Here is a 26,209-nt window from a genome sequence, read left to right on the forward strand (position 1 = left end):
GATGATGTCCCTGGTATCTCTTGTCCGGCGGTTGAATGACCGTCTTGCCATCGGTGTCGGTCTCGTACTGATGGCATGCGTCGCATTCACCCTGGTGGAGATCGTCACCCGACGGCTGGGGGCCTCACTCGGGGGCGTCGACGAAATCTCCGGCTACGTGATGGCCGTCACCACGAGCTGGGGCATAAGCTATGCCCTGACGGAGCGGGCGCATGTGCGCATCGACCTGCTCCGTCAGCGCCTCATCCCTTTCGGGCGGGCGGTCTTCGACATCGTGTCTCTCTTCTGCCTGGCGGCGACAGCCATTCTGGTCGCCTGGCGCGGGTGGGCGGTGCTCGAAAAGACCCTCTCCACAGGCGCGCGCGCCAACACGCCGCTTGAGACACCGCTTTGGATTCCGCAATTGCTGTGGTGGGCAGGCTGGGTCTGGTTCGCCGTCTCGGCAAGCCTGCTTCTCCTCTCCATCCTGGTAAAATTCCTGTCCGCCGACTTCCGGTCCGTGGATGAAATCGCCGGTGCGCGGGGGGAAGCATGATTTCCTTCACATCCTTCGGCCTTCTCGGCCTGCTGACCCTGTCCATTCCGGTCGGCATCGTCCTGTTCCTGCTGGCCTTCGGCATCGACACGTTTTTCAGCCCGTTTCCCCTGATGCGCGGCCTCGGCCAGGTGGTCTGGTCGTCCTCCAACAGTGCCACGCTCATTGCCATTCCGCTCTTCGTGCTGCTTGGCGAAATCCTGGTGCGCAGCGGCGTGGCCCGGCGAACCTATGCCGCGCTGGAAAAATGGGTGGCCTGGATGCCGGGCGGACTGATCCACGCCAACATCGCCACCTCGACCATGTTTTCGGCGACATCCGGCTCGTCGGTCGCCACGGCGGCAACCGTTGCGACCGTGGCCATGCCACAGGCGCAGGAACTCGGTTACAACCAGAAACTCTTCTCCGGTGCGATCGCTGCCGGCGGCACTCTGGGCATCATGATCCCGCCATCGATCAACCTGATCGTCTACGGCTTCCTCACCGAAAGCTCCATCCCGCAGCTCTTCCTCGCCGGCCTCGTCCCGGGACTGCTTCTGGCCGCCCTGTTCATGGTGACGACAATCGTCCTGTGTGTCGTCTGGCCGTCCCTCGGCGGTCCCCGGCGCTCAAGCTCGGCGGCGGAAAAGCTGACAGGTCTTGCCGACCTGCTGCCGATCTTCGGCCTCTTCGCCGCCATTGTCGGCTCCATCTACGCGGGCTGGGCCACGCCGACGGAAGCAGCCACGGTCGGCGTCGCGATCGCTCTGCTGATCGCCGCTCACCAGAAGGCCCTGACATGGACCATGCTTTCCGAGGCCCTGCGCGGTTCGGTGAAGACCTCCTCCATGATCATGCTGGTCGTCATCGGCGCCTATGTGCTGAACTTCGCCCTGACGGCAGCCGGTGTCAGCCGGGCGCTGCAGGACCTCCTGGGCGGCCTCGGCCTCGGACCGCTTGAAACACTGCTGGTGATCATCCTGATCTACATCGTTCTGGGCTTCTTCATCGAAACCCTGTCGCTGATGGTGGCCACCATCCCGATCGTGGTGCCGATCGTCGTCCAGCTCGGTTACGACAAGATCTGGTTCGGCATCCTGATGATCATCCTGGTGGAAATGGCGCTGATCACACCGCCGGTTGGCCTGAACCTCTATGTGGTCCAGGCCGCGCGCAAGTCGGGAAGCTTCAGCGACGTCATGCTCGGCTGCATCCCCTATGCGCTGGCAATGCTGGCGATGGTCGGGCTGCTGATCCTGATGCCGCAACTGGCCCTTTTCCTTCCCTCAACCCTCTGAGAGAGAATTCCCATGCAATTCAAAACGGCGACAGGAGTGCTCTCCTGCACTCCGGACCGGCTCATCGTGGCCGGCTGGACCGGCCGGGACCGGTCCGCGGTCAACCACCATATCGAAGAGCTCGCAGCCATCGGTGTCCCGGCTCCCTCCTCTGTCCCGCTCTATTACCAGTGCGCGCCCGCACTACTGACGCAGGACGCCTCCATCCAGGTCCTGGGCGACCAGTCCTCCGGCGAGGCGGAACCGTTCCTGCTCAAGCAGGACGGCAGGATCTGGCTGGGGCTTGCCTCGGACCATACGGACCGGGCACTGGAGACCTATTCGGTTGCCTGTTCCAAACAGGCCTGCGCCAAGCCCGTTGCCGACACGCTCTGGCCCTTCGAGGAGGTCGCCGATCATCTCGACAGCCTCAAACTGCAATCCTGGATTCGCGAAGGCGGTGACTGGGTCGCCTATCAGGACGGCACCCTGGCATCGATCCTGCCGCTTCAGGAACTGATCGCCGGAGCCGACCTTCGCGATGGCACCGCCATGCTGTGCGGCACCCTTCCGGCCATCGGCGGCGTGCGGCCTTCCACCGACTTCAGGATGAAGCTGGAAGACCCGAAGTCCGGACAGTCGATCGAGTGGACCTACAGCAGCACCGTTCTCGAGATCGTTTCGTGATCGCCACCGGCGGGAGCGAAGACAGACAATTCCCTTCGCTCCGGCCTGGCGATGCCCTTCCGGTCCCGGCCGAAAGGGGTTGATGGCAGCGGCAATTCCGGGTCATCTCTGTTGGTGTGAATTTTTCTAGGATTCTTGTTCATGAGCACTTCGTTTCCCTGGTCCCCGGACACCGCTGAAAGCCGCCTGGAAACGACCCTGCAGACGATCTCAGGCGACCCGGGCTCCAAGGCCGTTTTCCTCAAGCTGCTCGAGGCTCCCGCCCGCGCCCAGGCCAAGGCGGCGGCAAGCGGGGGGTCTCCTCTGGCCGGCGCCCTGATCAGCGTCAAGGCGCTGTTCGATGTCGCAGGCGAAGTCACGACATCCGCCACCAGAGTCCTGTGCAACGAACCTCCGGCCAGGGCCCATGCTCCCGCGATCGCTCGTCTCGATGCGGCCGGCGGCGTTTTCGTCGGACTGACCAACATGTCCGAATTCGCCTACTCCGGGCTGGGTCTCAACCCCCATTACGGCACGCCGCAAAATCCGGTCTATCCCGGCTGCGCGCCCGGCGGATCCACCAGTGGCGGCGCGGTCTCGGTCGCCCTCGGTCTTTGCGACATCGCGATCGGCAGCGACACCGGCGGTTCGCTGCGCATCCCCGCGGCCTTCACCGGCATCACCGGCTTCAAGCCCAGCCAGGCCTCCGTGCCGCTGACAGGCGGCAAGCCCCTGTCGGACAGTCTCGACAGCTTCGGGCCGATGGCCAGAACCGTCGGGATCTGCGAGCTCGCGTGGCAGGTAATGGCCGGCCGGCCCGCCCGCCCGTCATCGCCCGCTCCCGCCCGTCTGGTGATCGCGCGCAATTTCGGTTTCGACGAGATCGACCCGCAGGTCTCTGATGGCTTCGAGGCTGTCGTTCGGATGCTGCAGGACAAGGGCTTCGAGGTGATCAGCAAGGATCTGGCCTCGATGAGGCTCTATGGTGATGTCCCCCCGTGGCACATGACATCGGTGGAATCGCGCGCCCATTACGAGGAGTACTTCCGCGACACTCCAGAACAATTCGATCCGCGCGTACGCGCCCGCATGGCACGGGCCGATGAAATCACCGCGATCGATTACCGCCGGACCCTGAACCGCCGCGCAGCGTTCATCGCGGCCTTCCGCGAGGAGCTGGGCAACGACATGCTCCTGCTGCCGACCACCCCCATCCTGCCCCCGAAGATTGCCGATCTTGAAGACGACGAGACCTTCAACCGCATGAACCTCCTGGCCCTGCGCAACCCCTCCCTGGCGAATGTTGCCGACGCCTGCAGCCTCGCCCTGCCCTACCGCCACACGGACAAGGTCCTGAGCGCCATGCTCGTCGCCGCAGGCGGGCGGGACGACGCCCTGCTGGCCTGCGGCAAGGCCGTTGAAGCGGCCCTCGCAGGGATGAACGGCACCGATTGAGGAGAGCTTCGGCACCAGACGCAGGGTTTCCTGGTGCCGGTAGCAATCATTGGCGGACCGGGGCTTTCACAGCCTCTCCGCCAGCTTCTTCAGAACCACCCGGTTCCGGCTGGTCACTGTCGAACGTTTCCAGCCGTATTTCCGGCACAGGGCGGAGAACTTTCCTCCACCGGCCTTGCACATGACCTCGAACTGCAGCGCCCTGCGGGCATCCGCATCCTCGATCAGAAAGAACCAGCCCAGCGCTTCCTCTGCCCGGCTCACCTGCGCGGGCGAAAAGAAGCGGCGGCGCCTGGCGATCCTGCCCTTGCACCCCGGCCAGGCTGCCAGGATTCCGCGCGGCCCGTCTCCCTTTCCCGTGGCGGCAATCACTTCGACGGCCTCCGTCAGACGGGCCATGATGTCTTCAGGGGTTTCAGCTTTCACCTGACAGCTCCTGCGAATTCATGTTTTGGCAAAATTCGGTTTCGACTGAGGTGCCGCCGCCGGAAGTCTCAGGCGACGGCATGTTGTTTTCTCACATCCCCTCTGCGGTCATGCCGCTTGGGCCTCTGCCGCCATCAGCCGGTCCAGCTCATAGGAAAGCAGGACCGACAGGGTCAGCGTCGGCGCGGAGGGGTTGATGTATTTGGCGCGCCTGAGGAGCTCTTCCAGATCGAGCTGGTCGAAAAGATCGAGAAATCCTCTGCGGTCGATCCACTCCGGCTTGCTTTTCACCAGCCAGGACACCGCCGTCAGACAGGGCGCCGACCAGTTGCCGCGGTTCTGCGCCGTGTTGATCAGACCGAAGACCAGGCGCAAATGCTCCGGTCCGTGCTTTTTCAGCAGGGTCTGGCAGGTACGACGGGCCTTGGACTGGTGACGCCCCTCCACCCGCCGGGTGTGATTGATGAATTGCACCCCGTATTCGGCGGCAATCCTGTCGACATGCCCACCGGACGCCATCAGTCACGGCCTTTCGTTGCGCAGGCAACGGGTCGGCTGTCCGGCACCCGCTGCAGGGAACCGAAGGCGGCTTCCGCCCTTTCCCGGGCAGTCAGGATTTTTCGTTCCTGTTTTGTTCTTTTTGTCCTGCCTTCGGGCACTTTCCGACCGGTTTCTCCCCGTGACCCTTCTCCCAGTTTCAGAAGCCGGAGCTCCAGGGTCAGCAACCGGTTGCGCGCCTTCTCCAGCGCGAATTCGTCTTCCAGGCGTGCGCTCGGCCGCTCCGCCCGGATCCGGCAATAGGCGACTTTCTCCCGCGCGGTCTCGATCTCGTCCTTGAGGTCAATCATAAAGGCTCTCCTCTGCCCCGCCCCTGCCGTCGGCCTCCTTGCGGCACAACTGCATCGTTCTTCCATTCGCACTCCGTCTGCATGACACCATGCCCCTCGCCCGGAGATGAACCGGACCGTCGGAACACATCACAATTTCCATCATGTCTTCCATTCATCAAACTCATTGCTTGCAAATTCGTACGCATTATGCGTATAGTTGTCAACGTGGAATTCATACGTTTTCTACTGCTACCACGTACGCACCTCAAACGGCACGGCAGATACGATCATGGAAGAGAGCACCCAATCGGCCGTCTCCAGGCAGCTTGCGGACCTGAAGAACCGCAGCGGATTGTCCATCCGCGCCATCGCCCGCGCGATGGGGTACCAGAACGCATCGTCCATCCAGCGTTATTTCAGTCCGGACTATTCCCGCCCCGCGCTGCCGGCCGATTTCGTCGCCAAGCTGCTGCCGGTCCTCACCGGCAAGGGAGAGCAGCCGGTGACCCGCGAGGAAATTCTGGCGTTGGCACCGGAGTCCATTACCGACCTGGAAGCCACCCATGCCCCGTCCAGGGCCGCAAGACCCCTCGAGATCAAGGGACAGGTTGCCGCCGGGTTGTGGATGGAGGCCGGATTGTTCGAGACGGACGCCACTCGAAAGGCCACCATGGCCGGAGACCTGCGCTACCCGAGCGAATGCCAATATCTGTTGCAGATCAACGGAGAAAGCCTGAATCGGATCGCCCGGGACGGCGACCTTGTCCTTTGCCTCGACTATCTCGCAGCCGGAATCGACATCCGCTCCGGCGATCTGGCTGTCGTGGAGCGCTCAAGGGACGGCGGGCAGACGATCGAACGCACTGCAAAGCGCATCATTCGCCACGAAAACGGAATTGAATTGCGTCCGGAATCCGACGATCCGCGTTTTCAGGAGCCGATCATCTTCAACGAACTTGACGAAGAAGCCACGGAAGTGCGGATCATCGCCAAGATCCTGACCGTCATCCGCCAGATCGTCTAGCCCCGCCTTGCCACACAGTCCTGCCGCAGGCGCAAGCCAGCCCCCGGCTCCCGCTTTGCTGCGCTCCAGTCGGAAACACCCCTTTCTTCGGGCGGATCGTGAACCTCACCGCTCGCCAACCGCGTACGAATTTACGTACATTTATTGACATATACGTAAATTGCGTATAAATCGATTGCTGTTGAAGGGAGAGTGTTGCGATGCCTTTGAACTTGGACAGGCCGGTCTTCTGGGTGATTTGCGAGCTGGACGGCACTCTCTATCTGCCCGAAACCGAACTGGCGGACATGTCCTTTCACCGGATTGTTGGCGATATCCGCAGCGGCCAGCTTGAAAACGTCCAGGCTGTTCTGGAGAGCAATCCGGCCGAAGGCTGGTGCAACGACATCACCCGCACCGTCATGGCCGCCGCCTTCCCGGAAACGGACGACGAGAGCGGGGGCGAAGACTGGTCGGATTACAGTACCGAGCGCCTCGACGGCAGGCTCGCAGGCGTCCGGGTCCGGGTCGCCGCCTGATTTTCCCCAAGCATCCCGAATAGCCCCCCTGGTCCGGCAAACAGACACGCCCCGCGCGCCCCCAGGCCGCGCACCGGAACATTTACGGGAGCGTGATCATCGCTATGCTGCCGTCCACGAATGCGACCAGCGCATCACTTCACAAGGGAGACATCATGACCGGCACGCACTACGAAATTCTCGACGACCGTTTTTCCGGACTGATCCACACCAACGCCGGTCTCGATACGCTCTGGACCGGCGGACGCTGGACGGAAGGCCCCGCCTATTTCGCCGCCGGCCGTTATCTCGTCTGGTCGGACATTCCCAATGACCGGCTCATGCGCTGGGACGAAATGAACGGCGCCGTCGCCACCTTTGAACAGCCCTGCCGCAATCACAACGGTCACTGCGTCGACGGACGCGGACGCCTGATCTCCTGCGAGCATCGGGGCCGCTGCGTCAGCCGCTATGAGATCGACGGTTCCCGGACGATCCTGGCCGGCAGCTTCGACGGCAAGCGCCTCAATTCCCCGAACGACGTCGTCGTGAAATCCGACGGCTCGATCTGGTTCACGGACCCCTCCTATGGCATCGACAGCGATTATGAGGGCGATGCTGCGCCGATGGAGCAGGATGGGCGGCATGTCTACCGGATCGACGCGGACGGAAACATCACCCGCGTCATCGATGACATGAAACAGCCCAACGGCCTCGCCTTCTCCCCGGACGAGGCATATCTCTATGTCTCCGATACAGGCAGATCCCATTTCCCCGACCATGCCCCCAGGATTCGCCGCTACCTGGTGGAATCCGGCGGCATGTCTCTCGGCGCGGGCGAGGATCTCGTCTTCTGTGACACCGGGGTCTTCGACGGCTTTCGCGTCGACACGAACGGCAACATCTGGTCCTCCGCCGGCGACGGCGTCCACTGTTTCGCCCCGGATGGCACTCTGCTCGGCAAGATCCTGATCGACGAGACCGTCGCCAACCTCTGTTTCGGCGGCCCGAAACGCAACCGCCTCTTCATCTGCGCGACGACATCGGTCCAGTCGGTTTACGTCAGGGCGCGGGGCGCGAGGCCCTGAGAGATCCGGACGCCTCATAGTGCTACAGGACGGCTCTTCCGCTATTGTGAAACATCCTTCGGAATCCCCGGTATGGAAGATGCATCGGTCTTCGGAGTTCCTACGGTGTCCCCGGACTCGGCACTGCCTTTGGGTATGGCGTTCACACCGAACAACGTATTGAGATGTTGCGATTTTTGCGTTTCGGGAAAGTGGCCCTTGTACAGCCGTTCCATCGTTCCGTCCGAGAACATGCTGTATAGGGAGAATGTCAGGAGCTCCGGGAATTCGGGAATGCTGCGTGACGAGGCGACAAAGGCGTAAGGCTCATATGTTCCTCCGGGGGCAATCGTATAGCTGTTCAGACAGGAAACACCGGGCTTGGCCCGATAGGCCGAAATGGACGCCCTGACGATGTCGGCATCGCCATAATATCGGGACACACGACCTTCGCAAAAGGCTTTGGCAGCCTCATGATGCGAACTCATCGGACTGGTGCAAATCACCGGCCCGGTCTTGTGGCTGCTTGAGCGAAGCCGCGCCTCCAGTTCGACTTTGTTGCCAATCGTCGTTCCCTCAACATAGCCGTGGAACTCGAATGTGCTGTTCTCGCCCGCGTCGTTTTTCGGCGGGAAAAACGTAATCCAGGGTTTATCCGGCTTGGCGTTGTCGTCGTCTTCCGGCAGCTCAATCTGCTCCGCGTCGCTGAGGGGGCGTTGCTTCAGCACGCGACAGTAGTCTTCGCCTTCCTGAATGTTTTCGGGAATCTTTCCCCAACCCCAGCCCTTCTGACCGAACCTTTGAACCGCATGCGTTCCGTTTGCCACAAAGATGATCGGCGAAAAGGCCAGATGCGAAGCCTCTCCACCTCCAGCCCGGGTGAAATTGCGCATCCTTAGCAGCGTTATGGTCGTCGGGTCGCAGAGCAGATCGATATCTTCCTTCCCGGCGCTCAAAAACGCGCTGCGCTCTGCCGCGTCGATTGATACGCTTTCAAACCGGAAGCCGGCTCTTTGAACCGCCTCGGTGCAGATGTCCCAGAAAAAGCCGAGATAATGCCCGGTCTCGGCGTCTTTCCAGATAAATGGCCGGGCATCGTCTCGGGCAGCTATCCGGACGGTCTCTTCCGGTCCTGCAAAGGTCCGGTCCCCGCTGACCATCAGCAATTGCAAGGAAAGGAACAGAAGACAAATCGGATCGCGTCCACGCATGACTACACCTTCAAGGCCTTGGAATTCACCGATCCTGGAATGCGGCGCTGATAAAGCAGCACTTCGGAAACGGCAAAGATGACGCAGAAGCCGATGATGGCCGAAAAGATAGCCGCGTAGGCAATTAGCCCGCGATCGATCTCATCCAGGCTTTCTCTGGGGACAGCCGCTTGAACAGCCCCTGCCCAGGAAGACATGTAGCGCGTCAATCCCCCGACGAACCCCATGAAGACCGCTGTGCACATGGCCCAGCCAAAGCTCGTCATGTGGGTGGGCCGCCAGGCCTTCATCGTACGAGGCACACGCCAGGCATCGAGAAGCAGGATAATGATGAGGGCGAGCAGAGCGCCACGAAGGGGGATGGGGCCGTTATAGGCAAGCGAAAACCGCAATGTGGCCCAGACATCGTACGCATTGGCATTCCAACCCCGGCCGGCCCCCGATTCCCAAAGGGCCGCCGCGAGGATACACACAGTGCCCAGCGCCCAGGACATCGCGAGCACGAAAATGGCTTGCGGCAGAAGCACCGTCCAGTTGCCGAGCGCCAGGCGCATGTTGCGCCAGCGGTGCAGTTGCCTCCCGCCATCGCGTATGGCAAGCGCCACGGTGATGGGAATGCAAAAGGCGAGGAAGTTCGTGAAGGTATAGGTGAGAACACGCCAGAACATTCCCACTTCGGCACCGCGCTGAAGATGGCTCTCATAACGGCCCGGGAACAAGCTCCAGAGCAACGCAATGGACATGACGATGCCGAAGGTCCACAGACCGATGATCATCCCGAAGGAACGCGAACGCGCGGGACCGGTCTGATCGCCCAGATGGTCCTTGAGAAAACCTTCCAGCTTTTTTCTTGCAAGTTCCCTCTGCAAGGTGACCGGACTCTCCGTCGGGCCGCGATGGCCGTCAGTTTGCTCAATGACAATGATTTCGTGTTCGGCGTATAACGCAAGCAGAATGCAGAAATCATCCGCAAGTTCATCCACTTCGACGGAAAGTCTCTCCCAGCTTGTCGATCGGCCTTCGTTGAGATTTACATCATCCGCCGATGCCTCCTCCTGGTCAGCCATCGTTAGATGATCTTTCCGGCTGGCGAAAAAATCTGTCTTCTCGTCGAGAGCATGGACAAGTTCATTTCTTCGTCTGGTCAACGCCTCTTCAAGCTCGTGAAACCGCTCCCGCTCGTGAGGATTGTTCAGTTTCAGTTTTCCTTTCAGAATCCAGGCAGAAATTGCAAAAATCAGCGCTATATCGTTGTGGAAGTCCTCCGGTGCGTCGAGCAGACCCTTCGTCTTGACACTGTAATGATAGATGCGGCGCCAGTCGGTTCGGGACACGAGAAGACTGTCTTTGGGCGCCTGGCCATCGGGAGCATCGTTGGGCAGGGTCAGGATTTCCGCGCGCAGATCGTCCCGAATGCTCAGAACGCGCGTGGGAATTCCCGCCAGCCGGTGCGCGGAAGCCCGCATCCAGGTTTCAAAACGCTGCAGCACCGGAAATGCCGGCGCCAATCCGATGATCATCAATGCAACGGCCATGGAAATCTTTGCATCGATGCCAATATCGTAGCCTCCTGCGTTTTGGGCAGAGGCCGACGCGGACGATTGCGCCTGCTGCCCGTCAGCACCGCCAGATCCCTGTGCGGAGGAAACCGGCGTGAAGCCTGTGGTTGGACCGGCCACTTCACCGCCCGCCGGAACTGGAAGTTTGCTCGCGCCAACAGCCAGGTCCGGTCCACCCAGCGCCGGTATCAGTTCGGCATAAGCACAAAGAAAGACGTAGATGAGCAGGAAGGTTGCCGCATAAAAACCATAGGCGTTCAGGACCACGCGCCTTGAACGCAACTTGTCCGGTGATAACAGATCGACCAGGCGCTGAAGCTTCTGTCCGGCTTCATCTGTCGTCCGGTTAAAACGTTCAAAAGAAAAAAGGAGGACGATCACCGCCCCGAAGACCAGTGCCAATAGGTTCGTCATGACTAATTTTCACAAGTTAGGTCAAAATCCTAACGGCATTGCTGCACAGCCGGGTTACACGCAGTTTGTGCGGAAATAGCAGTCGGAAAAAAACCTGTAAGAACGAAAATAAGAAACAAAACTCTCATAATAATACTCCGCCAATTATGGCAACCCTTAGTAGGTACTACAATTCGTCAAAAAACTCAAGTTTTCCGTATCGGAGCGGCATTCGGATTTGCCGGAACCTCCCCGGCTTTTTTCAAAGTCATGCATGTCTCACCGGAAGAATGATGAGCAAATTGCCAGTTCAGAAAAAAAGGGTGAACCCGGGTTTTCCTGCCGGACTACCGATTGCCGCTCAATTCCCCCGATGCCTTCTTCTGCCCTCCTCGCGTGCGCATCGCCGCCCGTTCCAGCATGTATTTCTCCGCCTCGATCATGTGGCCGCGCATGATCATCCGGCTGAGCTCCGCGTCCCCCGCCTTGATCGCCCGCAGAAGGCGGACCTGGTAGTGCAGGCCGGTTTCGCGCAGCGCCGGATTCGGTTCCTTGTAGATCGACCGGCACACGGTCATGTCGCGCAGCAGGCTGAGCAGGAACGAACAGGTGAAGGCCAGGATCGGATTGGAGCAATGGCGGGCAAGCTCCTCGTGGAAATCGAGCTCCGCCAGTCGCTGCGCGTATTCCTCCTCCGCCGTTTTCGGCTCGTCTTCGTAAAGGCGGATACATGTCTGCAGCGACTGGAAGGCCGGTTCCGTCAGATTGCCCGCCACGCAGGCGGCCAGCTCCGGTTCCAGCTGCTTGCGCAGCGTATAGATGTCGGTGATCGACGGCTGATCGAACAGGAAAAGATTGTCCAGCAGCCGGATGGCTTCCCCCGGCTCCACAGACGCCACGAAGACCCCTCCGCCCGGCCCGCTCTTGGTCGAGATCAGTCCCTGGTATTCCAGCACCTTCAGCGCCTCGCGCAAGGTCCCGCGCGAAACCTTGACGGCTTCCGGCAACAGCCATTCATGCGGCACCCGGTCTCCCGGCTGCAAGCCGGCTTCGACGATCTGCTCGCGGATCTGCTGGGCGGCGATATCGGTCCGCCGCAGACGTTTCCTGGTTTTCGGGTCGGTGGCACCTTCTGGAATTCTCATGGCCGGATAGTCAGCTAAGCCCTCTGCCGGATCAACGGACGTTCAATCGTCATCGACTGCGCGTCCCCGCGTTGATCCATCCTCGAAAAGTGTTTGCGCACCCGGCGTCCGATTGAACGCCGGGCTCTTCGGAATGCCTATGCCCGCGGCAGCGGATGATGGCAAGCCGCGAAGTGGTTCTCGTCCTGTCCCCGCGCAGCATCAGGTGCCGGTCGCGCGCTCAGGCAAAGATCGGATTTGCGCGGGCACCTTGCCGCGAAGGCACAGCCCGGAGGCGGGTTGTAGGGATCCGGCAGTTCTGCCGCCGCATCCTCGGACAGAAGATCGTGCCGGCCCGGAGCCGGTGCGGAGCGCATCAGCAGATCGGTATAGGGGTGCAGCGGATGCTTGAAAATCTCCTTCGCCGGCCCGAGTTCGGCCATGCGTCCGAAATACATGACCGCCACCCGGTTGCTCACGCTTTCGACCACCGACAGGTCGTGGCTGATGAAGATATAGGTCAGCCCGAATTTCTCTTTCAGGGCATCCAGCAGGTTGAGCACCTGCGCCTGCACGGAAACATCCAGGGCCGAGACCGGTTCGTCCAGCACGATCAGCTCCGGCCCGGCCGCCAGCGCGCGGGCGATGCCGATCCGCTGCGCCTGACCGCCGGAAAATTCGTGCGGATAGCGCTCCAGGAATTCCGGCGCCAGGTTGACCGCCTCCAGCAGCTCCTCGAGACGCCGTTCGCGTCCCCTAGCATCGAGATCGGTCAGATGCTTCAGCGGCGCTTCCAGGATGGTACGGATCGTCTTGCGCGGATTGAGCGAGGCGACCGGGTCCTGAAACACATATTGAACCTTGCGGGCAAGCGCGTTGCGGTTCCGTCTGGCAAGGGCGGTCAGATCCTCCCCGTCAAAGGTGATCGTTCCGGCCGTCGGCAGATCCAGGCCGACGACCAGCCGCGCCAGCGTGGACTTGCCGCAACCGGATTCACCGACCACGCCAAGGGTCTCACCCCGGCGCACATTCAGTGTCAGACCCTGCACCGCATGAACCGCCGGCATCTTGCCACCGAACAGCTTTCGCCCGCCGCCGAAAATCCGTTCGACATTCTCGATGTCCAGCAAGGTATCCCCTCCGGACTTTCCTGCATGCAATTCGTTCATGCGGCCCCCTCGGTATTCAGCGGATAAAGGCAGCGCACGCCGCGGTCTTCGCGCGATATGACCAGCGCGATCTCGCCGGACCGGCACTCGGGTCTCACCCGCCCGCAGCGGTCGGCGAAGGCGCAGCCGTCGGGCAGGTTGTTGACCACGGGCGGGCGGCCCTCGATCGCATCCAGTCGCCGTTCCGGCTCGCCCAGCACGGGAACGCATTCGATCAGCTTTGCCGTATAGGGATGTTGCGGACTGGCCAGCACCTCGTTCGTCCGGCCGGTCTCCACGATCCGTCCGGCATACATCACCGCCACCCGGTCACAAATCGCCGACACGACACCGAAATCATGGGTGATGAACAGGATCGCCGCATTTCGGTCCCGGCGCAGGCCGTTCATCAGTGTCAGGATCTGCGATTGCACGGTGACATCCAGCGCAGTGGTCGGTTCGTCGGCAATCAGCACCTTGGCATCATTGGCTAGCGCCATGGCAATACACACCCTCTGCCGCATGCCGCCGGACAGCTCGTGCGGATAGGCCGACAGGCGTTCCTTCGCATTGGGAATGCGCACCAGCGACAGCAGTTCGATGGCTCTCGCCTTCACTTCGGCCGCCGACAGCGGCTGATGGGTGCCGATCGCCTCCCTGAGCTGATCCCCGACGGTGAACAGGGGATGCAGGGTCGAGAGAGGGTCCTGAAACACATAGGCGACCGCGCTGCCGCGCAGCTTGCGGATACGCCTGTCGCTGACAGCGAACAGGTCCTCGCCGTCGAGATAGGCCGCCCCGCCGGCGATCCTTCCCGGAGGCGTGGGAACCAGCCCCATGATCGACATGGCCGTGACCGACTTGCCCGATCCGGACTCTCCGACGATCCCCAGACACTCGCCCGCCGCGAGGGTGAGATCGACACCGCCGACCGCCTTGTAGACCGAGCCGCCGATCTCGAACTCCGTCCGCATGTCCCTGACATCCAGCACGCCGCCCTTTCCGGAAGGAGGCGGAACGGGTGCATCGCCGCGTTCCACCGCCGTGCGGGCCACCGGCCGGGTCAGGGATCCGGCACGCAGACGCGGGTCGAGAACGTCGCGCACCCCGTCTCCGAACAGATTGATGCTCATCACCAGCGCGAAGATCATCAGGCCGGGAATGACCGAAACATGCGGCGCCGTGAACAGGATCTTCCGCCCCTCCCCGAGCATCGAGCCGAGATCGGCCTGCGGCGGCTGGGCGCCCAGTCCCAGGAAGGACAGGCCGGCCGTTTCCAGGATCATCCAGCCGACCGTGGTCGACATGGTGATCACGATGACCGGCAGGACATTGGGCAGGATCTCGAGGAACAGGATCTGCGCGGGCGACTTGCCCGACAGCCGGGCCGCATCGACGAATTCCCGGCGCGACAGGCCCAGCGTGATGCCGCGGATGTTGCGGGCAAAGAACGGGATGTTCACCAGGGCGATTGCGTAAAGCGCATTGAGCAGCCCCGGTCCGAGCACGGCGACAATCGCCAGCGCCAGCAGGATATAGGGAAAGGCCATGACCATGTCGATGCCGCGCATGATCAGCGTATCGACCCGCCCGCCCGCATAGCCGGCAACCAGCCCCAGCAGGGATCCGAAGAAGGCCGCGATGACGGTCGCCGAAAGCCCCACCGCCAGCGAAACCCGCGTCCCCCAGATCAGCCGGGAAAGGAGATCCCGGCCCAGATGATCGGTACCCAGAAGATGACCGTCGCTGAAGACCGGCTGCAACCGGTCGACCGGTGCCGTCACATCCGGATCGGCAAGCGGCAGCAGCGGAGCCGCAAGCGCGATCAGGCAGATCGCCACGAGGACGATCAGTCCGCCCGTCGCCAGCGAGTTGTTCAGAAGAAGAGCCAGCGTCCCGGGCCGGGCGGACGTCCGCTTCGGTTTCATTTCCACCGTTTGTGTCGTGTCCGTCATCAGCGCAGCCTCGGGTCAAGCAGGGTCTGCACCACATCGGCAAACAGATTGAAGAGCACATAGGCCGCGGCGACAACCAGCACGCCACCCTGCACCAGCAGCAGATCGCGGGTGGAAATGGCGGTCACCAGCATCGAGCCGATGCCCGGCCACTGGAAGACCGTCTCGATATAGACCGCCCCGCCGATCACGAAACCCGCCTGGATGCCGATCACCGGCACCACGCCGACAAGGGCGGACTTGAAGGCATGCTTGTAGATCACCTTGCGCTCGGAAAGCCCCTTGGCCCGGGCCGTGCGGATATAGTCCTGGCGCAGCACTTCCAGCATGGCGGTGCGGGTCAGCCGCGCGATCACGCCGGTGGCCACCACCGAAAGGGTCAGCGCGGGCAGCGTCAGGTGATGGATGAGATCGGGCAGATCACTGCCGCCATAGATCGCATACATGCCGGAGGCGGGAAACAGCCGCAGGTTGACCGCGAAGATGAGGATCAGGATCAGGCCGAGCCAGAAGGACGGTGTCGAAATGCCGACCAGCACCAGCAGCGTGATGATCTTGTCGGCCCAGCCGTATTGACGAACGGCCGAGACAATTCCGGCGAGCAGGCCGAAGACCGAACACAGGACAAGCGACGTTCCGGCGAGGATGAGTGTTGCGGAGAAGCGTTCCAGCACCTCGTCCAGCACCGGCCGGTTGAGCGTATAGGAACGGCCGAGGTCGCCCTGGAAGAGATTGCCGATCCAGATGACATATTGCTCGAACAGGGTCTTGTCGAGACCGAGCTCCCTGTTGAGTCTGGCGACATTCTCGGGCGTCGCATAGGACCCCAGAATGGCGGTTGCCGGATCGCCCGGGATCATCGCCATGATCAGGAAGACGATGATGGTCAGCCCGAACAGCACCGGTATGGCAGCCAGCAGACGCCTGGCGATATAAGCGGCCAACGTTCTCTCCCTCTTGCGCGCGTGCGCCCCCGCTTGCCCCCGGACATGACAATCCGGGTGTTCGGTCTGAACCGCGGAACAATGCCCGGCATCGGAAGCGAAAATCCCGGCGAACCCTTCGGTTCGCCGGGACCGTGTGTTCAGCCTACTGAGGCTTCCTGACGTCCTGGAGCATCAGGAAGAAGGACGGCTGCAGCTTGAAGCCTTCGACAGACGCCTTGGTGACGGCATTCTGCTTCCAGTTGGCGACGAAGACCCAGGGAGCGTCTTCCTGCACGATCTCCTGCATCTCCTTGTAGAGCGCGGCACGTTCCCTCTGGTCGGTGACCTGACGGGCCTTTTCCAGAAGCGCGTCCACCTTGGCGTTGGAGTAGTAGCCGGAGTTGAACCCGCCTTTGTCGGGCATCGCCTCGGTGCGCAGCGCCAGGAACGGCAGCGTGTCCGGATCGTTGGTCATCCACGCCATTTCCGCCATGGCGGCCTTGCCTTCCAGGCCCGGGTTCACCTTGCCCAGGAAGGTGTTCCACTCGTAGGTCTCGATCTTGACGTTCATGCCGACCGCCTGAAGATCGGCCTGAATGGCCGTGCCCATGGCAATCGGATCGAGCATCCCGGAACCGCCTTCGGTGACATAGAAGGTGATTTCCTCACCATTGTAACCGGCTTCCTTCAGAAGCGCCCTGGCCTTGTCCGGATCATACGGATAAGGCTCCAGGCCCTCGTTGTAGGCCCAGGCGAAAGCCGGAGGTGTCGGACCGGCCGCAACCTCTGCCGTGCCCTGCAGGATGTTTTCCACCAGCGCCTTCTTGTTGATGGCGTAATTGGCAGCCTGGCGGGCGGCCTTGCTGTTGAAGGGAGCTTCCTTGGCATTGAGGATCAGGAACCAGACGTGGGGGCCGGCCTGTTCCAGCACGGTGAAGCTTTCATCCGTCTTGAACTGCTGCAGGCTGTCGGGCGGCACCTCGACCATGACATCCAGTCCGCCGGACAGCATTTCCGCAATCCGCGTGTTGGCGTCGGTGATCGGCCGGAAGATCAGCGCTTCCAGCTCCGGCGCACCATCCCAGTAGTCCTCGTTCCGGACCGCGACCATCTTCGCATTCGCATCCCACTCGGCGAACTTGTAGGCACCCGTACCGGACGGATTGCGGCCGAAGTCCTTGCCGTGCGTCCTGACCGCCTCAGGCGAGACCATAAGGCCCGTCGGATAGGCAAGATTGGACAGGAACGGCGCGTAAGGCGCGCTGAGCTTGAAGGTCACCGTCGTCTCGTCGTCCGCAGTCACGTCCTCGACCGTGGAGAAGAAGAAGGACAGCGGGAAGGGACCGGTGTCGTGAAAGGGATGATCCTCTTTCAGCATGCGGTCGAAGTTGAATTTCACCGCTTCGGCGTTGAACGGCGAACCGTCATGGAAGGTGACGCCCTCGCGCAGTTTGAACGTATAGGTCTTGCCGTCGTCGGAGATCGTCCAGCTTTCGGCGAGAGACGGTTCGACTTCCAGCGTGCCGTCCTTGTAGCGAACAAGCCCGTCGTAAAGGTTCACCAGAATGCGGAAGTCGTTGACGGCCGTGACCGCATGCGGGTCGAGCGACTTCGGCTCCGCGATCTGGCCGACGACCAGCACATTCGGTGGTGTTTGCGCCTGCGCCTGGGGTGCGAAGGCGAGAAAGGCCGAAGCAAATGCCGCGGCTAGGATTTTTTTCATGACCATTCCCCTCGTTATGTTCTATCGCCTAATTAATCATGATTAATTGCGAAGCTGCAATAATTATTTAATACTAATTACCGCTGGCGGGATTTCCCTCCGGAACAAAAAAGAGCTTGAATGCTGATTCATAGGGAGAAATCCGGATGCCAACGCCTCACCTGCGTGTCGATCTGAAGCGGCTGAAATCGCTTCTGGAAGGGGTCAACCGCTTCGGCCCCGACCCTCGGACGGGCGGTTTCAACCGGCCGGGCTTCTCTCGGGACGATACCCGGTGCCGGTCCTGGTTCGCGGCCAGAATGCGCGAGGAAGGCTTGACCGTGTGGACCGATGGCGCGCTCAACGTCTTCGGCCGCTTCGGTCCCGGGGACGGTCCCTGCATCATGGCCGGCTCTCATCTCGACACGGTCGTCAACGGCGGGGCCTTTGACGGAGCCCTCGGGGCCTGCGTTGCCCTGGAATGTGTGCTCGCCATGAAGGACGCCGGCATCGTGCCGAACACCGCCGTTGAAGTCGCGGCGACATCCGAGGAAGAGGGCCGGTTCGGCGGCATGCTCGGTTCCCAGGCAATCACGGGGCAGGTAACGCCGGAGTGGATAGCCGCGGCCGTGGACGCAGAAGGCAATCGCCTGAGCGAAGTCCTCAAGGCCCATGACCTTGACGCCGGCACCATTCTGGCTGCCGCTCGCCGTCCCGGGTCGATCGCCGCCTTTCTGGAACTCCATATCGAGCAGGGACCGATCCTTGAACAGGAACAGGTGCCCATCGGCATCGCCGACCGTGTATCAGGCGTCTGTTATCTCGAACTGGATTTCACCGGCACCGCCAACCATTCCGGCACCACGCCCATGCACCTGCGCGCCGATGCCTTTGCCGGCCTTGCGGAGCTGGCGCATTCGATCCCGCAGCTGATCGAGGCCCATGGCACGGATCAGAGCCGGATCACCATCGGCCATGTCTCCCTTACCCCCAACCAGCCCCACACCATCCCCGGCCGGGCCGTCTTTTCGGTGATCATTCGCGACACCTCGGAAGAAGTCATGCGGACCTTGCGCGAAAATATGACCCTCACTGCCGAAGCCAGTGCGAAAAGGCACAGGCTCACCATGAAGGCAAAGGAACGCAGCTGGCTCTCCCCTGTCCTGCTCGACCCCGATGTCGCCGATCTCCTCGAAGTCCTCTCTGAACGGCACGGGCTGCCCGCAAGGCGCATGCCCTCCGGCGCCGGACATGATGCCCAGACCATGCAGGCCTTCTGCCCGTCCGGCCTGATCTTCGTCCCCAGCCGCGGCGGCATCAGCCACGCGCCGGAAGAACACAGCGACTGGCAGGACATCGAAAAAGGCGCCAACCTGATGCTTCAGGCCCTGATCGAACTGTGCCGCGCCAAACCCGGTTGAAGAAGCCGCGAGGGTGGAGTCCCCCACCTCGCGGCTTCCCGGTCTTCGCTGCGCACCGCATGGACGCTCAGAAGGGAATGCTCACCCGAAGCGACCCGCTGTTCGTCGCCAGTTTGTCGGAAAAGCGTCCGTCATATTCGAGGCGAAGATCGAACCCGTCGACCGACGTGAGCTGAAGCCCCGCTCCGATAGATGCGAACACATCTTCATGATCCAGCGTGGTCGTGAACTTGCCCGCGCCCGACGGGGCGGATACGAATTGCGCCCTCGTTTGCCAGTCGTTGTTGGAAAGAACGGTCAGCCCGACCCGTCCGAAGAATCTCAGGCTTGTTCCGCTGTCGTAATTGTACCGGCTTCCCAATTCCAGCGATGGCGTGACAGCGAAGTTCCATTGATCCGTTTCATCGAATTCCAGACCGTAGATACCAGACTCCTTGTACTCCCCGACACGCGAATAGATCGCATCGAGATCGACAAACGGCTTCGCATAGAAGCTGGTCGCCGCGAAGGTACGCGCGATTCTGGCGCGAATGGCGCCGTTATAGACATTCGGCGAGCTTGAAACGGTTTCGGCAACGTTGGTGATCGAAATCCGTCGGTCCATGTCGTATTGCGCGTAACTGCCCGACACGGCCCCGGATAGCGTCCAGTCGCCGATCTCATGTTTGAGGCTCACGCCGGCAAAGCCACCCATTCCCTCGCCCGAGACCGAGTTGGAGGATTGGGAAATCCAGCTCTGCTGGAAGGCAGCGGCCGTGCCGACGAACCAGCCGGGCGCGATTTCCTTCTGGGCGCCCATCGTGTAGGTGACCGCATCCGCGTTGTAGCTCGGCGCCATCCCCGTCGCCTGCCGATGCCCCGTGCCCGCCGTAAGGCGCGCCCAGCCACAGCTTCCCTCGGAGAGGAAGGCATTGTCGGTTTCGAAAACCGGGCAGCTCATGAGACTGTTGCCGAAGGCGAGCATTTCGAAGGCCTGCTCGACCGCCGGAGCAAGCGCCGCCCTCGGCCGCAACTCGTCGAGCGTGCTGCCGTAATTGCGGCCCGCATTATCGACTTCATTGGCAATTGCCCCGAAGAGCGAACCGAAGGCGTTGTTGCCGCCCAGGTTCCAGATGGACTGCAGGTTCTGCGCCAGTCGTATCTGGTCTTCGCTCATCTGCGTCTTGTCCAGCGGGGTGAAGTCCGCGGCATCGACAGAAAGATAGTGATCCGTCCCGACCGTGTTGATCGCATAGTCGAATACCAGCGATTCCTGCGGCGTCAGCGAACCGCTAAGGGCGCCGTCAACGGTCAGGAACCGTGTCCGGCGGCCCGGCAGCAGACTGATCGCATCGACGCCGAGCGTGCCGTCAAGGCTGGCGTCTCCGCGGATTTCAAAAAGATCCGATTCGGAGTTGTTGAGGTCGATGTCGGCGACAAGTTTGCCTGCGTCCGATTGCACGAAGTTGCCCGTCAGAACCGTCGTTCCGGTGTCATGAGCCCGGTTCAGCACGAAACGGCCATTGTTGACGATATGCGCTCCGTAGAAATAGCCGCCGGCAAGGGTGTTGGGCGAATTGTTCGTAACCGTACCCGCCGTATTGCCATCGGCGTTTTCCAGCAGGACATCTCCGTAAAGTGAGGCCTCGTCATTGACTGTCACATTGAGGATGGCCCCGTCCGCGGTCGTTCCGCTGCCCGAATATTGAACGGCGTAGTTGTCTTCATAGTTGTTGCCGGTCACATAGGAGCCGGACTCGACAACCGCGTCGTCATTCAGGACAACACTGTTGTTGCTCCCGCCGGCCACCATGATAGCCGAGGACGAATCGCTGTACCCCCCGATGACCTGTCCTCCGGAGTTGACCGTGATGCTGACCTGGTCATTGCCGTCCGGTCCCTGGCTCTGGGCAAAGACACCCAGGCCGCGCGTGCCGGTGGACGAGACGGAATCCGTTATCGTTATGGCAATGTCGCCACCGGTTCCTGCCCCGTCGGAGGAGGTAACCCCGGCGAAGGCACCGGTTGCCCCACCGCCCAGGCCGCCGCCCCCGCCGATGGATTGCGCAACCACGCCGATCGCATCCTGACCGGTTACGGCAATGGGAGCACCAATGTCGAGCGTGATCGTGTCGCCATTGCCGCTCGCGCCGCCGGAGGCGTTTTCGCCCGAAGTCAATATATTGATCACCCCGCCGGTCGCATCGCCGCCCAGTCCGCCGCCCCCGCCGATCGACTGGGCGATAATGCCGTGGGCACCAATACCGCTGGTGGCGATGCCGGTGCCGCCGGTGAGGTCGTAGGTGACGGTATTGCCGTTCCCAGCCGCGCCGCCCATCCCTCCGATGGACAGATCCAGATCGCCTCCCACGGAGCCGGTCACCCCCAACCCGCCGCCGCCGCCGATGGATTGCAGCACAACGCCGTGGGAGCGATTGCCCAGCGTGACAATGCTGGTGGCAGCCTGGAGGTTGATCGTGCCGCCATCGCCTGCCGTCCCGCCCGAGCCACCAACGGATACACTCAGTTCATGGCCGTCTGCCCGGGTTGCCTCCACGCTGCTGCCAACACCTCCGGTGCCGCCACCGCCACCGATGGCCTGAGCGATCAGCCCTGCGGCATCGGAACCATAGGTGTTTATGAAGATGTCGCTGTCATTGTAGGTGTAGACCGACCCGCCGTCGTTGCCGGCACCGCCACCGCCGCCCCCGTCACCACCGATTGCCATGGTTCCGGTCTGGCTGTCGGAACCATCGCCCCCCTGGCCGCCACCGCCGCCGATCGACTGCATCAGGAGACCGGCGGCACCATAGCCATGAGTCTCAATGAGATTGCCGCTCTCTCCGGATACCCAGATCGCCGCATCGCCACCTGCACCTCCGGAACCACCGGTTCCCCCGACGCTGACTTCGATATTCGCAGTCACATCACCGCCGGTCGCGACAGATGAGCCCCCCTGTCCACCGCCGCCGCCAATGGACTGAAGCACGACACCATCTGCCCAATCACCATAGGTTGCCACGCGGCCTGCCTGGTAATACTTCACCGTGCCGCCGTCGCCGCCACTGCCGCCCTTTCCGCCGACTTCGACCGTCAACTGGTAGGAGCTGCCCTCGTCGGTAAGACGCGATATCTTGTCTTCCGTATTGCCGATCAGGTCGAGGATCTTGTGAGACGACGCATCGCTGCCGAGCGAACCGCCGATGCCGCCGCCGCCGCCGATGGACTGAAGCACGATCCCGTCCGCGTCACCGCCGAATGTTTCGGTAACACCGTATTCCTCCACATAGACGACCCCTCCCTTGCCGCCACTTCCGCCGGTCGCGCCGACGCCGACATTCAGCGTCCCCGTGAACCCACCAGTACTCGCCGCAAGATAGAGCGTCCCTCCCTGCGAGTTTCCGCCGCCGCCGCCAATCGATTGCGCGACGATGCCCTTCGCGCCCGATCCCTGGGTCTGCACCGTGTAACCGGCAAAATTATGCACCGTGACGGAGTTGCCGTTACCGCCCGAACCACCTTGACCGCCAAGTGAAATATCAGCCTTCAGAGACGCCACGCCGCCTTGCGCATAGGCGTTGCTGTTGCCCACGCCCCCGTTGCCGCCGCCGCCGCCGATGGACTGGGCGAGCACGCCATGCGCGCCATCGCCGAACGTCAGCATGGTCCCTTCAGGCGCCAATGAGCTCAATCGGGTCGCACCTGTGCCGGTGGCATTTGTGTCTTCCCCGTAGGTTCCCAGCGTGACGGAAACACTGCCGCCGGCACCACCGCCCGAAGTTGTATAGCTATAGCCGGCATTGAAATCGCTCATGATGTTGCCGGCACCGCCGCCGAAGGCGACACCTGCGGTTACCTCGACGGTATCCTTGTCGCCCAGCGTGGTGGAAAGTACCGAAGCGTCTCCGCCGTTGCCGCCGCCACCGCCAATCGACTGCGCGACGATGCCATGTGCCGCATCGCCGATCGTCGTCAGTCCGGAGTCGTCGTCGAAGGATACGCTCACGCTGCCGCCATTGCCCGCATTCGCACCGTTTCCGCCGACGGCCGCCTGATAATTGAAGGCGACCGGCACACCGGTTCCCGTCGGTGCGGCAACAACGAAATCGCTTGCCGAAACGGCCCCGCCGGAGCCCCCGCCGCCACCGATGGACTGGGCCAGGATACCGACCGAATTGTTCGGAGCGGACTGGGTGGTGGATTTGGTGACCAGGCCTGTCGCGATATAGGCGTCGGTCAGATCGAGATTCAGCGTACCGCCGCTGCCACCGGCGCCACCACTGCCGCCGACGATGAAGGCGGCATTGAAGCCGATCGTGGCATCGAAATAGCTGGCGCTTCCGCCCGTGCCGCCGCCGCCGCCAATGGACTGGGCGATCAGACCCGGCGATTGCGCACCGGATGTGTTTACCGCGAAATCGTTCTGAACGAACCGGATAGTTCCACCCGCACCGCCGGCCCCGGCCGAACCGCCCGTCTGAAGAGCGAAAAACGACAAGGCGCTGTAATTCTTGTCACTGCCGCCGTTACCGCCACCACCGCCGACGGACTGAGCGACCACGCCAGGGGCAAAATCGCCGATGGTGGTGACCCTGGCATCGCCGTCATCATCAGGATTGGCGAGGCTTGAAAGATAGGGAACGAACGTTCCCGAAGAATTGTTGGCTCCGCAAACAGCCGAATTGTCTATACACAGCAGGCCGCCATCACCACCGCCTGAAGCCGAGCCTCCGATCCCGATGGACGCAATGGCCGACAGGGTCAGAGTACTGCCGCCGTTCCCCCCGCCCCCGCCAATCGACTGGAACACTGCACCGGGGGATGAATCCTCAAACGTATTGATCTTGCCGATATTGGGTATCGCGACGATACCACCATCACCGCCGGCCGCCCCCTGTCCTCCGACTCCGGCAATACCCGCGACATCTCCACCGGAGCCGCCACCACCACCGATGGACTGCGCCAGGATCGCAATCGAGGATTCTCCTTTTGTAGCGATATTGCCGGTATTCGAGATGCCGACCGTACCGCCGTCGGATGTGGAATTCCCCTGCGCGTTCCCTCCCACGCTCACCAGACCGGTAGACGATCCGGCGGCGCCACCGCCGCCACCGATGGACTGGCCGATGATGCCCAGTGCATTGAACCCCTGCGTGGTAATCGGAGCGCTGGAGTTGACCGTGACGGTCCCGACGGATCCGCCACCGGCGCCGTCGCCCCCGAGTCCCACCAGGGTCGACGTATCGATGCCTCCGGTTCCGCCGCTGCCGGCAATCGATTGGGCGACAATTCCGAACGAATGATCGCCGTCGGTCGTCAGGCCTTGTGCATCGATGGAAACAAGTACATTTCCCGCATCGCCACCGTTGCCGCCATTGCCCGCCTGACCGCCGAGCACACTCACGAAGTCGCCACCCGTGCCGCCACCGCCACCGACCGAATGGGCCACGATCGCCGACGCGTAGTCACCATCGGTTGAAACGGAGTCATCCCAAAGATCCACGGAAATCGTGACATTGCCGGCATTGCCGCCAAAACCGCCACCGCCGCCGGTTCCCGCCAGCGCGGCCCCATCGCCGCCGTCACCGCCTTCTCCGCCGATGCTCTGGCCGAGAATCCCATAGACGTAGTCACCAGAGGCAGTAACGGCTCCGTCGTTGCCAACTGACATGGAAACGGTACCGGCCGAACCGCCGGAGCCACCATAGTGATCCTCGGAAGGACCGGTCCCCCCGCTGCCGCCCGCGCTCTTGCCCGCCATGACGGCACTGATTTCACCGACATTGCCGAGGACATCAAGAACAAGCTCATCACCGTTCGAAATGGTGACCGTCCCGCCGTCGCCCCCGTTGCCTCCATTGTCGCTGTTGTCGCTGGATGTGGTGCCATCGCCGCCCTGGCTGAGCCCCGACAATCCGAAAAGACCCGTTCCACCGCCAACGGTCACATCCCAGTAAATTCTGCCTTCGAGATCTCCGGTAATGCTCACTGCTCCGCCGGCTCCCGCATTGCCGTTGTTGAAGCCCCCCTCTCCACCGATAGACTTCGCGATGAAACCGCCTCCGCTGCCCAATCCCGTGAAGCGGCTGGAGCTCAAGCCGAGATCAAAACCGGCCGAACTGTTTACAATCGTGATTGCACCGCCGGATCCACCCTGACCGCCCCGTTGATCCGACAGGACGGAATCGTTCTGCTTGCCCCCCATACCGCCATAGCTCTCGCCAAGATAAATAACGAAACCGGCGTCTGATCCTCCATCCACCCCATATTCAGCGATCCCGTCGTTGGTGAAATAGAGCGAACCACCGTTGCCGCCGGTTCCTCCATCTGAATCGTTGTCGCCGTTGTCCTGATCGCCCTCGCCCCCAAGAGAACGGGCATTCATGCCAACGGCAAGGCCGGACGTATTGCCGACATGGTAGTTGATGGCGCTGTCGTTATAGATCCTGACGTCACCGCCGTTGCCGGCGGTTCCCGTATCCTGCCCCTGCGCTCCCGACGTTTGCAGATACCAGGCCTGATTGTATCCGCTGCTCGTCGGGATATCCTGGTCTTGATCGAAATAGTTGTTCACGGTCATCCCGACACCGTCCGCACCGTATGACTGTCCGCTCTGCTCGAAATGAATGCTTGAATTGTCCTCGCCCCAGGAGAAGGAGCACGTCCAGGGATCCCCCGAGGTGTCGCAGCCATCATCGGCAAAGACCGGCGCGGCCCCGAGCAGGCAGGACAGGGAAACAGTTGTCAGCAGAAATGACCTGTGCAGCCGGAGAGCGGAAGAAGTGGCATCCTTGCGGATTGAAAAATGCTCGTTTGCAATGCTGCCGCTCATAAAAACACTCCTGATAAAAACCTGCCCCCCTTCAAACCTCGAACACTGGAAGGAAGGGAAACGCCGGTTTGCAATGGGAGCCGGCGGAGGGACTCGATATTTCTTTCAGGAGACGGTCGGGGTTTCACGCAGGAATCGATGAACCTGTAAGAATTTTCGATGAAACGGCATCCTGAAAGTGATTTGTGAAAAGCTCACTGCTA

The 26,209-nt window shown here is 61.9% G+C and carries 19 protein-coding genes; 8 read left to right on the plus strand and 11 right to left on the minus strand.

What is annotated here, in order from left to right:
* The first annotated feature begins 1 nt into the window (after window position 1).
* The 4 genes from DCO57_RS22880 (at window position 2) to DCO57_RS22895 (ending at window position 3,912) form a co-directional block, all read left to right on the plus strand.
* Entirely contained in the window at window positions 2-535 is a 534-nt protein-coding gene (locus DCO57_RS22880; RefSeq protein ID WP_208978102.1) for a TRAP transporter small permease, read from the plus strand.
* The gene (locus DCO57_RS22885) at window positions 532-1,812 is read left to right on the plus strand and encodes a TRAP transporter large permease (protein ID WP_116701232.1); all 1,281 of its coding nucleotides are present in this window, start codon (window positions 532-534) and stop codon (window positions 1,810-1,812) included. Before DCO57_RS22880 ends, DCO57_RS22885 begins: the two co-directional genes overlap by 4 nt.
* A 12-nt stretch (window positions 1,813-1,824) precedes the next feature.
* The gene (locus tag DCO57_RS22890) at window positions 1,825-2,478 is read left to right on the plus strand and encodes a DUF2848 domain-containing protein (protein ID WP_116701233.1); all 654 of its coding nucleotides are present in this window, start codon (window positions 1,825-1,827) and stop codon (window positions 2,476-2,478) included.
* Between the two features lie 141 nt (window positions 2,479-2,619).
* A complete protein-coding gene (locus tag DCO57_RS22895; RefSeq protein WP_116701234.1) occupies window positions 2,620-3,912 on the plus strand; it encodes an amidase family protein in 1,293 nt (430 codons plus the stop codon).
* A gap of 66 nt (window positions 3,913-3,978) precedes the next feature.
* Here the strand turns inward: DCO57_RS22895 and DCO57_RS22900 are convergent, their stop codons facing one another.
* From DCO57_RS22900 to DCO57_RS22910, 3 genes are all read right to left on the minus strand, one after another.
* Entirely contained in the window at window positions 3,979-4,338 is a 360-nt protein-coding gene (locus DCO57_RS22900; RefSeq protein WP_133192751.1) for a DUF6362 family protein, read from the minus strand.
* Between the two features lie 108 nt (window positions 4,339-4,446).
* Window positions 4,447-4,857: a hypothetical protein gene (locus DCO57_RS22905; protein ID WP_116701236.1), complete on the minus strand. Its 411-nt coding sequence runs from the start codon at window positions 4,855-4,857 to the stop codon at window positions 4,447-4,449.
* Window positions 4,857-5,186: a hypothetical protein gene (locus tag DCO57_RS22910; protein ID WP_116701237.1), complete on the minus strand. Its 330-nt coding sequence runs from the start codon at window positions 5,184-5,186 to the stop codon at window positions 4,857-4,859. Before DCO57_RS22910 ends, DCO57_RS22905 begins: the two co-directional genes overlap by 1 nt.
* 271 nt (window positions 5,187-5,457) lie before the next feature.
* Here DCO57_RS22910 and DCO57_RS22915 point away from each other — a divergent pair, with 271 nt between their 5' ends.
* The 3 genes from DCO57_RS22915 to DCO57_RS22925 all read left to right on the plus strand — a co-directional run bounded on the left by DCO57_RS22915 (window position 5,458) and on the right by DCO57_RS22925 (window position 7,777).
* A complete protein-coding gene (locus DCO57_RS22915; protein ID WP_116701238.1) occupies window positions 5,458-6,192 on the plus strand; it encodes a S24 family peptidase in 735 nt (244 codons plus the stop codon).
* Window positions 6,193-6,392: 200 nt separating this feature from the next.
* Window positions 6,393-6,710 carry a hypothetical protein gene (locus tag DCO57_RS22920; protein ID WP_116701239.1) on the plus strand — a complete coding sequence of 106 codons (318 nt, stop codon included), beginning with the start codon at window positions 6,393-6,395 and terminating at the stop codon, window positions 6,708-6,710.
* A gap of 155 nt (window positions 6,711-6,865) precedes the next feature.
* Complete coding sequence (locus DCO57_RS22925; RefSeq protein ID WP_116701263.1) at window positions 6,866-7,777, plus strand: SMP-30/gluconolactonase/LRE family protein; 912 nt, start codon at window positions 6,866-6,868, stop codon at window positions 7,775-7,777.
* Window positions 7,778-7,818: 41 nt separating this feature from the next.
* Here the strand turns inward: DCO57_RS22925 and DCO57_RS22930 are convergent, their stop codons facing one another.
* From DCO57_RS22930 to DCO57_RS22960, 7 genes are all read right to left on the minus strand, one after another.
* Window positions 7,819-8,916, minus strand: coding sequence for a transporter substrate-binding domain-containing protein (locus DCO57_RS22930; protein WP_165814829.1), 1,098 nt, complete (start codon window positions 8,914-8,916; stop codon window positions 7,819-7,821).
* A 53-nt stretch (window positions 8,917-8,969) separates the two neighbouring features.
* Window positions 8,970-10,940: a hypothetical protein gene (locus tag DCO57_RS22935; protein ID WP_133192752.1), complete on the minus strand. Its 1,971-nt coding sequence runs from the start codon at window positions 10,938-10,940 to the stop codon at window positions 8,970-8,972.
* A 326-nt stretch (window positions 10,941-11,266) separates the two neighbouring features.
* Window positions 11,267-12,064 carry an FCD domain-containing protein gene (locus DCO57_RS22940; protein ID WP_116701242.1) on the minus strand — a complete coding sequence of 266 codons (798 nt, stop codon included), beginning with the start codon at window positions 12,062-12,064 and terminating at the stop codon, window positions 11,267-11,269.
* 137 nt (window positions 12,065-12,201) lie between these two features.
* A complete protein-coding gene (locus DCO57_RS22945; protein ID WP_116701243.1) occupies window positions 12,202-13,212 on the minus strand; it encodes an oligopeptide/dipeptide ABC transporter ATP-binding protein in 1,011 nt (336 codons plus the stop codon).
* On the minus strand, window positions 13,209-15,146 hold the full coding sequence (locus tag DCO57_RS22950; RefSeq protein WP_116701244.1) for a dipeptide/oligopeptide/nickel ABC transporter permease/ATP-binding protein: 1,938 nt from the start codon (window positions 15,144-15,146) through the stop codon (window positions 13,209-13,211). Before DCO57_RS22950 ends, DCO57_RS22945 begins: the two co-directional genes overlap by 4 nt.
* Window positions 15,146-16,090, minus strand: a complete 945-nt coding sequence (locus DCO57_RS22955) for an ABC transporter permease (protein WP_116701245.1) — start codon at window positions 16,088-16,090, stop codon at window positions 15,146-15,148. The genes DCO57_RS22950 and DCO57_RS22955 overlap by 1 nt, the downstream gene beginning before the upstream one ends.
* A gap of 145 nt (window positions 16,091-16,235) precedes the next feature.
* Entirely contained in the window at window positions 16,236-17,795 is a 1,560-nt protein-coding gene (locus DCO57_RS22960) for an ABC transporter substrate-binding protein (protein WP_116701246.1), read from the minus strand.
* Window positions 17,796-17,941: 146 nt separating this feature from the next.
* Between DCO57_RS22960 and DCO57_RS22965 the strand changes: the two genes are divergently transcribed.
* Entirely contained in the window at window positions 17,942-19,195 is a 1,254-nt protein-coding gene (locus DCO57_RS22965; RefSeq protein WP_116701247.1) for a Zn-dependent hydrolase, read from the plus strand.
* A gap of 67 nt (window positions 19,196-19,262) precedes the next feature.
* Here the strand turns inward: DCO57_RS22965 and DCO57_RS24115 are convergent, their stop codons facing one another.
* A complete protein-coding gene (locus DCO57_RS24115) occupies window positions 19,263-26,006 on the minus strand; it encodes an autotransporter outer membrane beta-barrel domain-containing protein (protein ID WP_116701248.1) in 6,744 nt (2,247 codons plus the stop codon).
* Window positions 26,007-26,209: the final 203 nt, after the last annotated feature.

Source organism: Labrenzia sp. 011 (assembly GCF_003075075.1).
Classification (GTDB): Bacteria; Pseudomonadota; Alphaproteobacteria; order Rhizobiales; family Stappiaceae; genus Roseibium.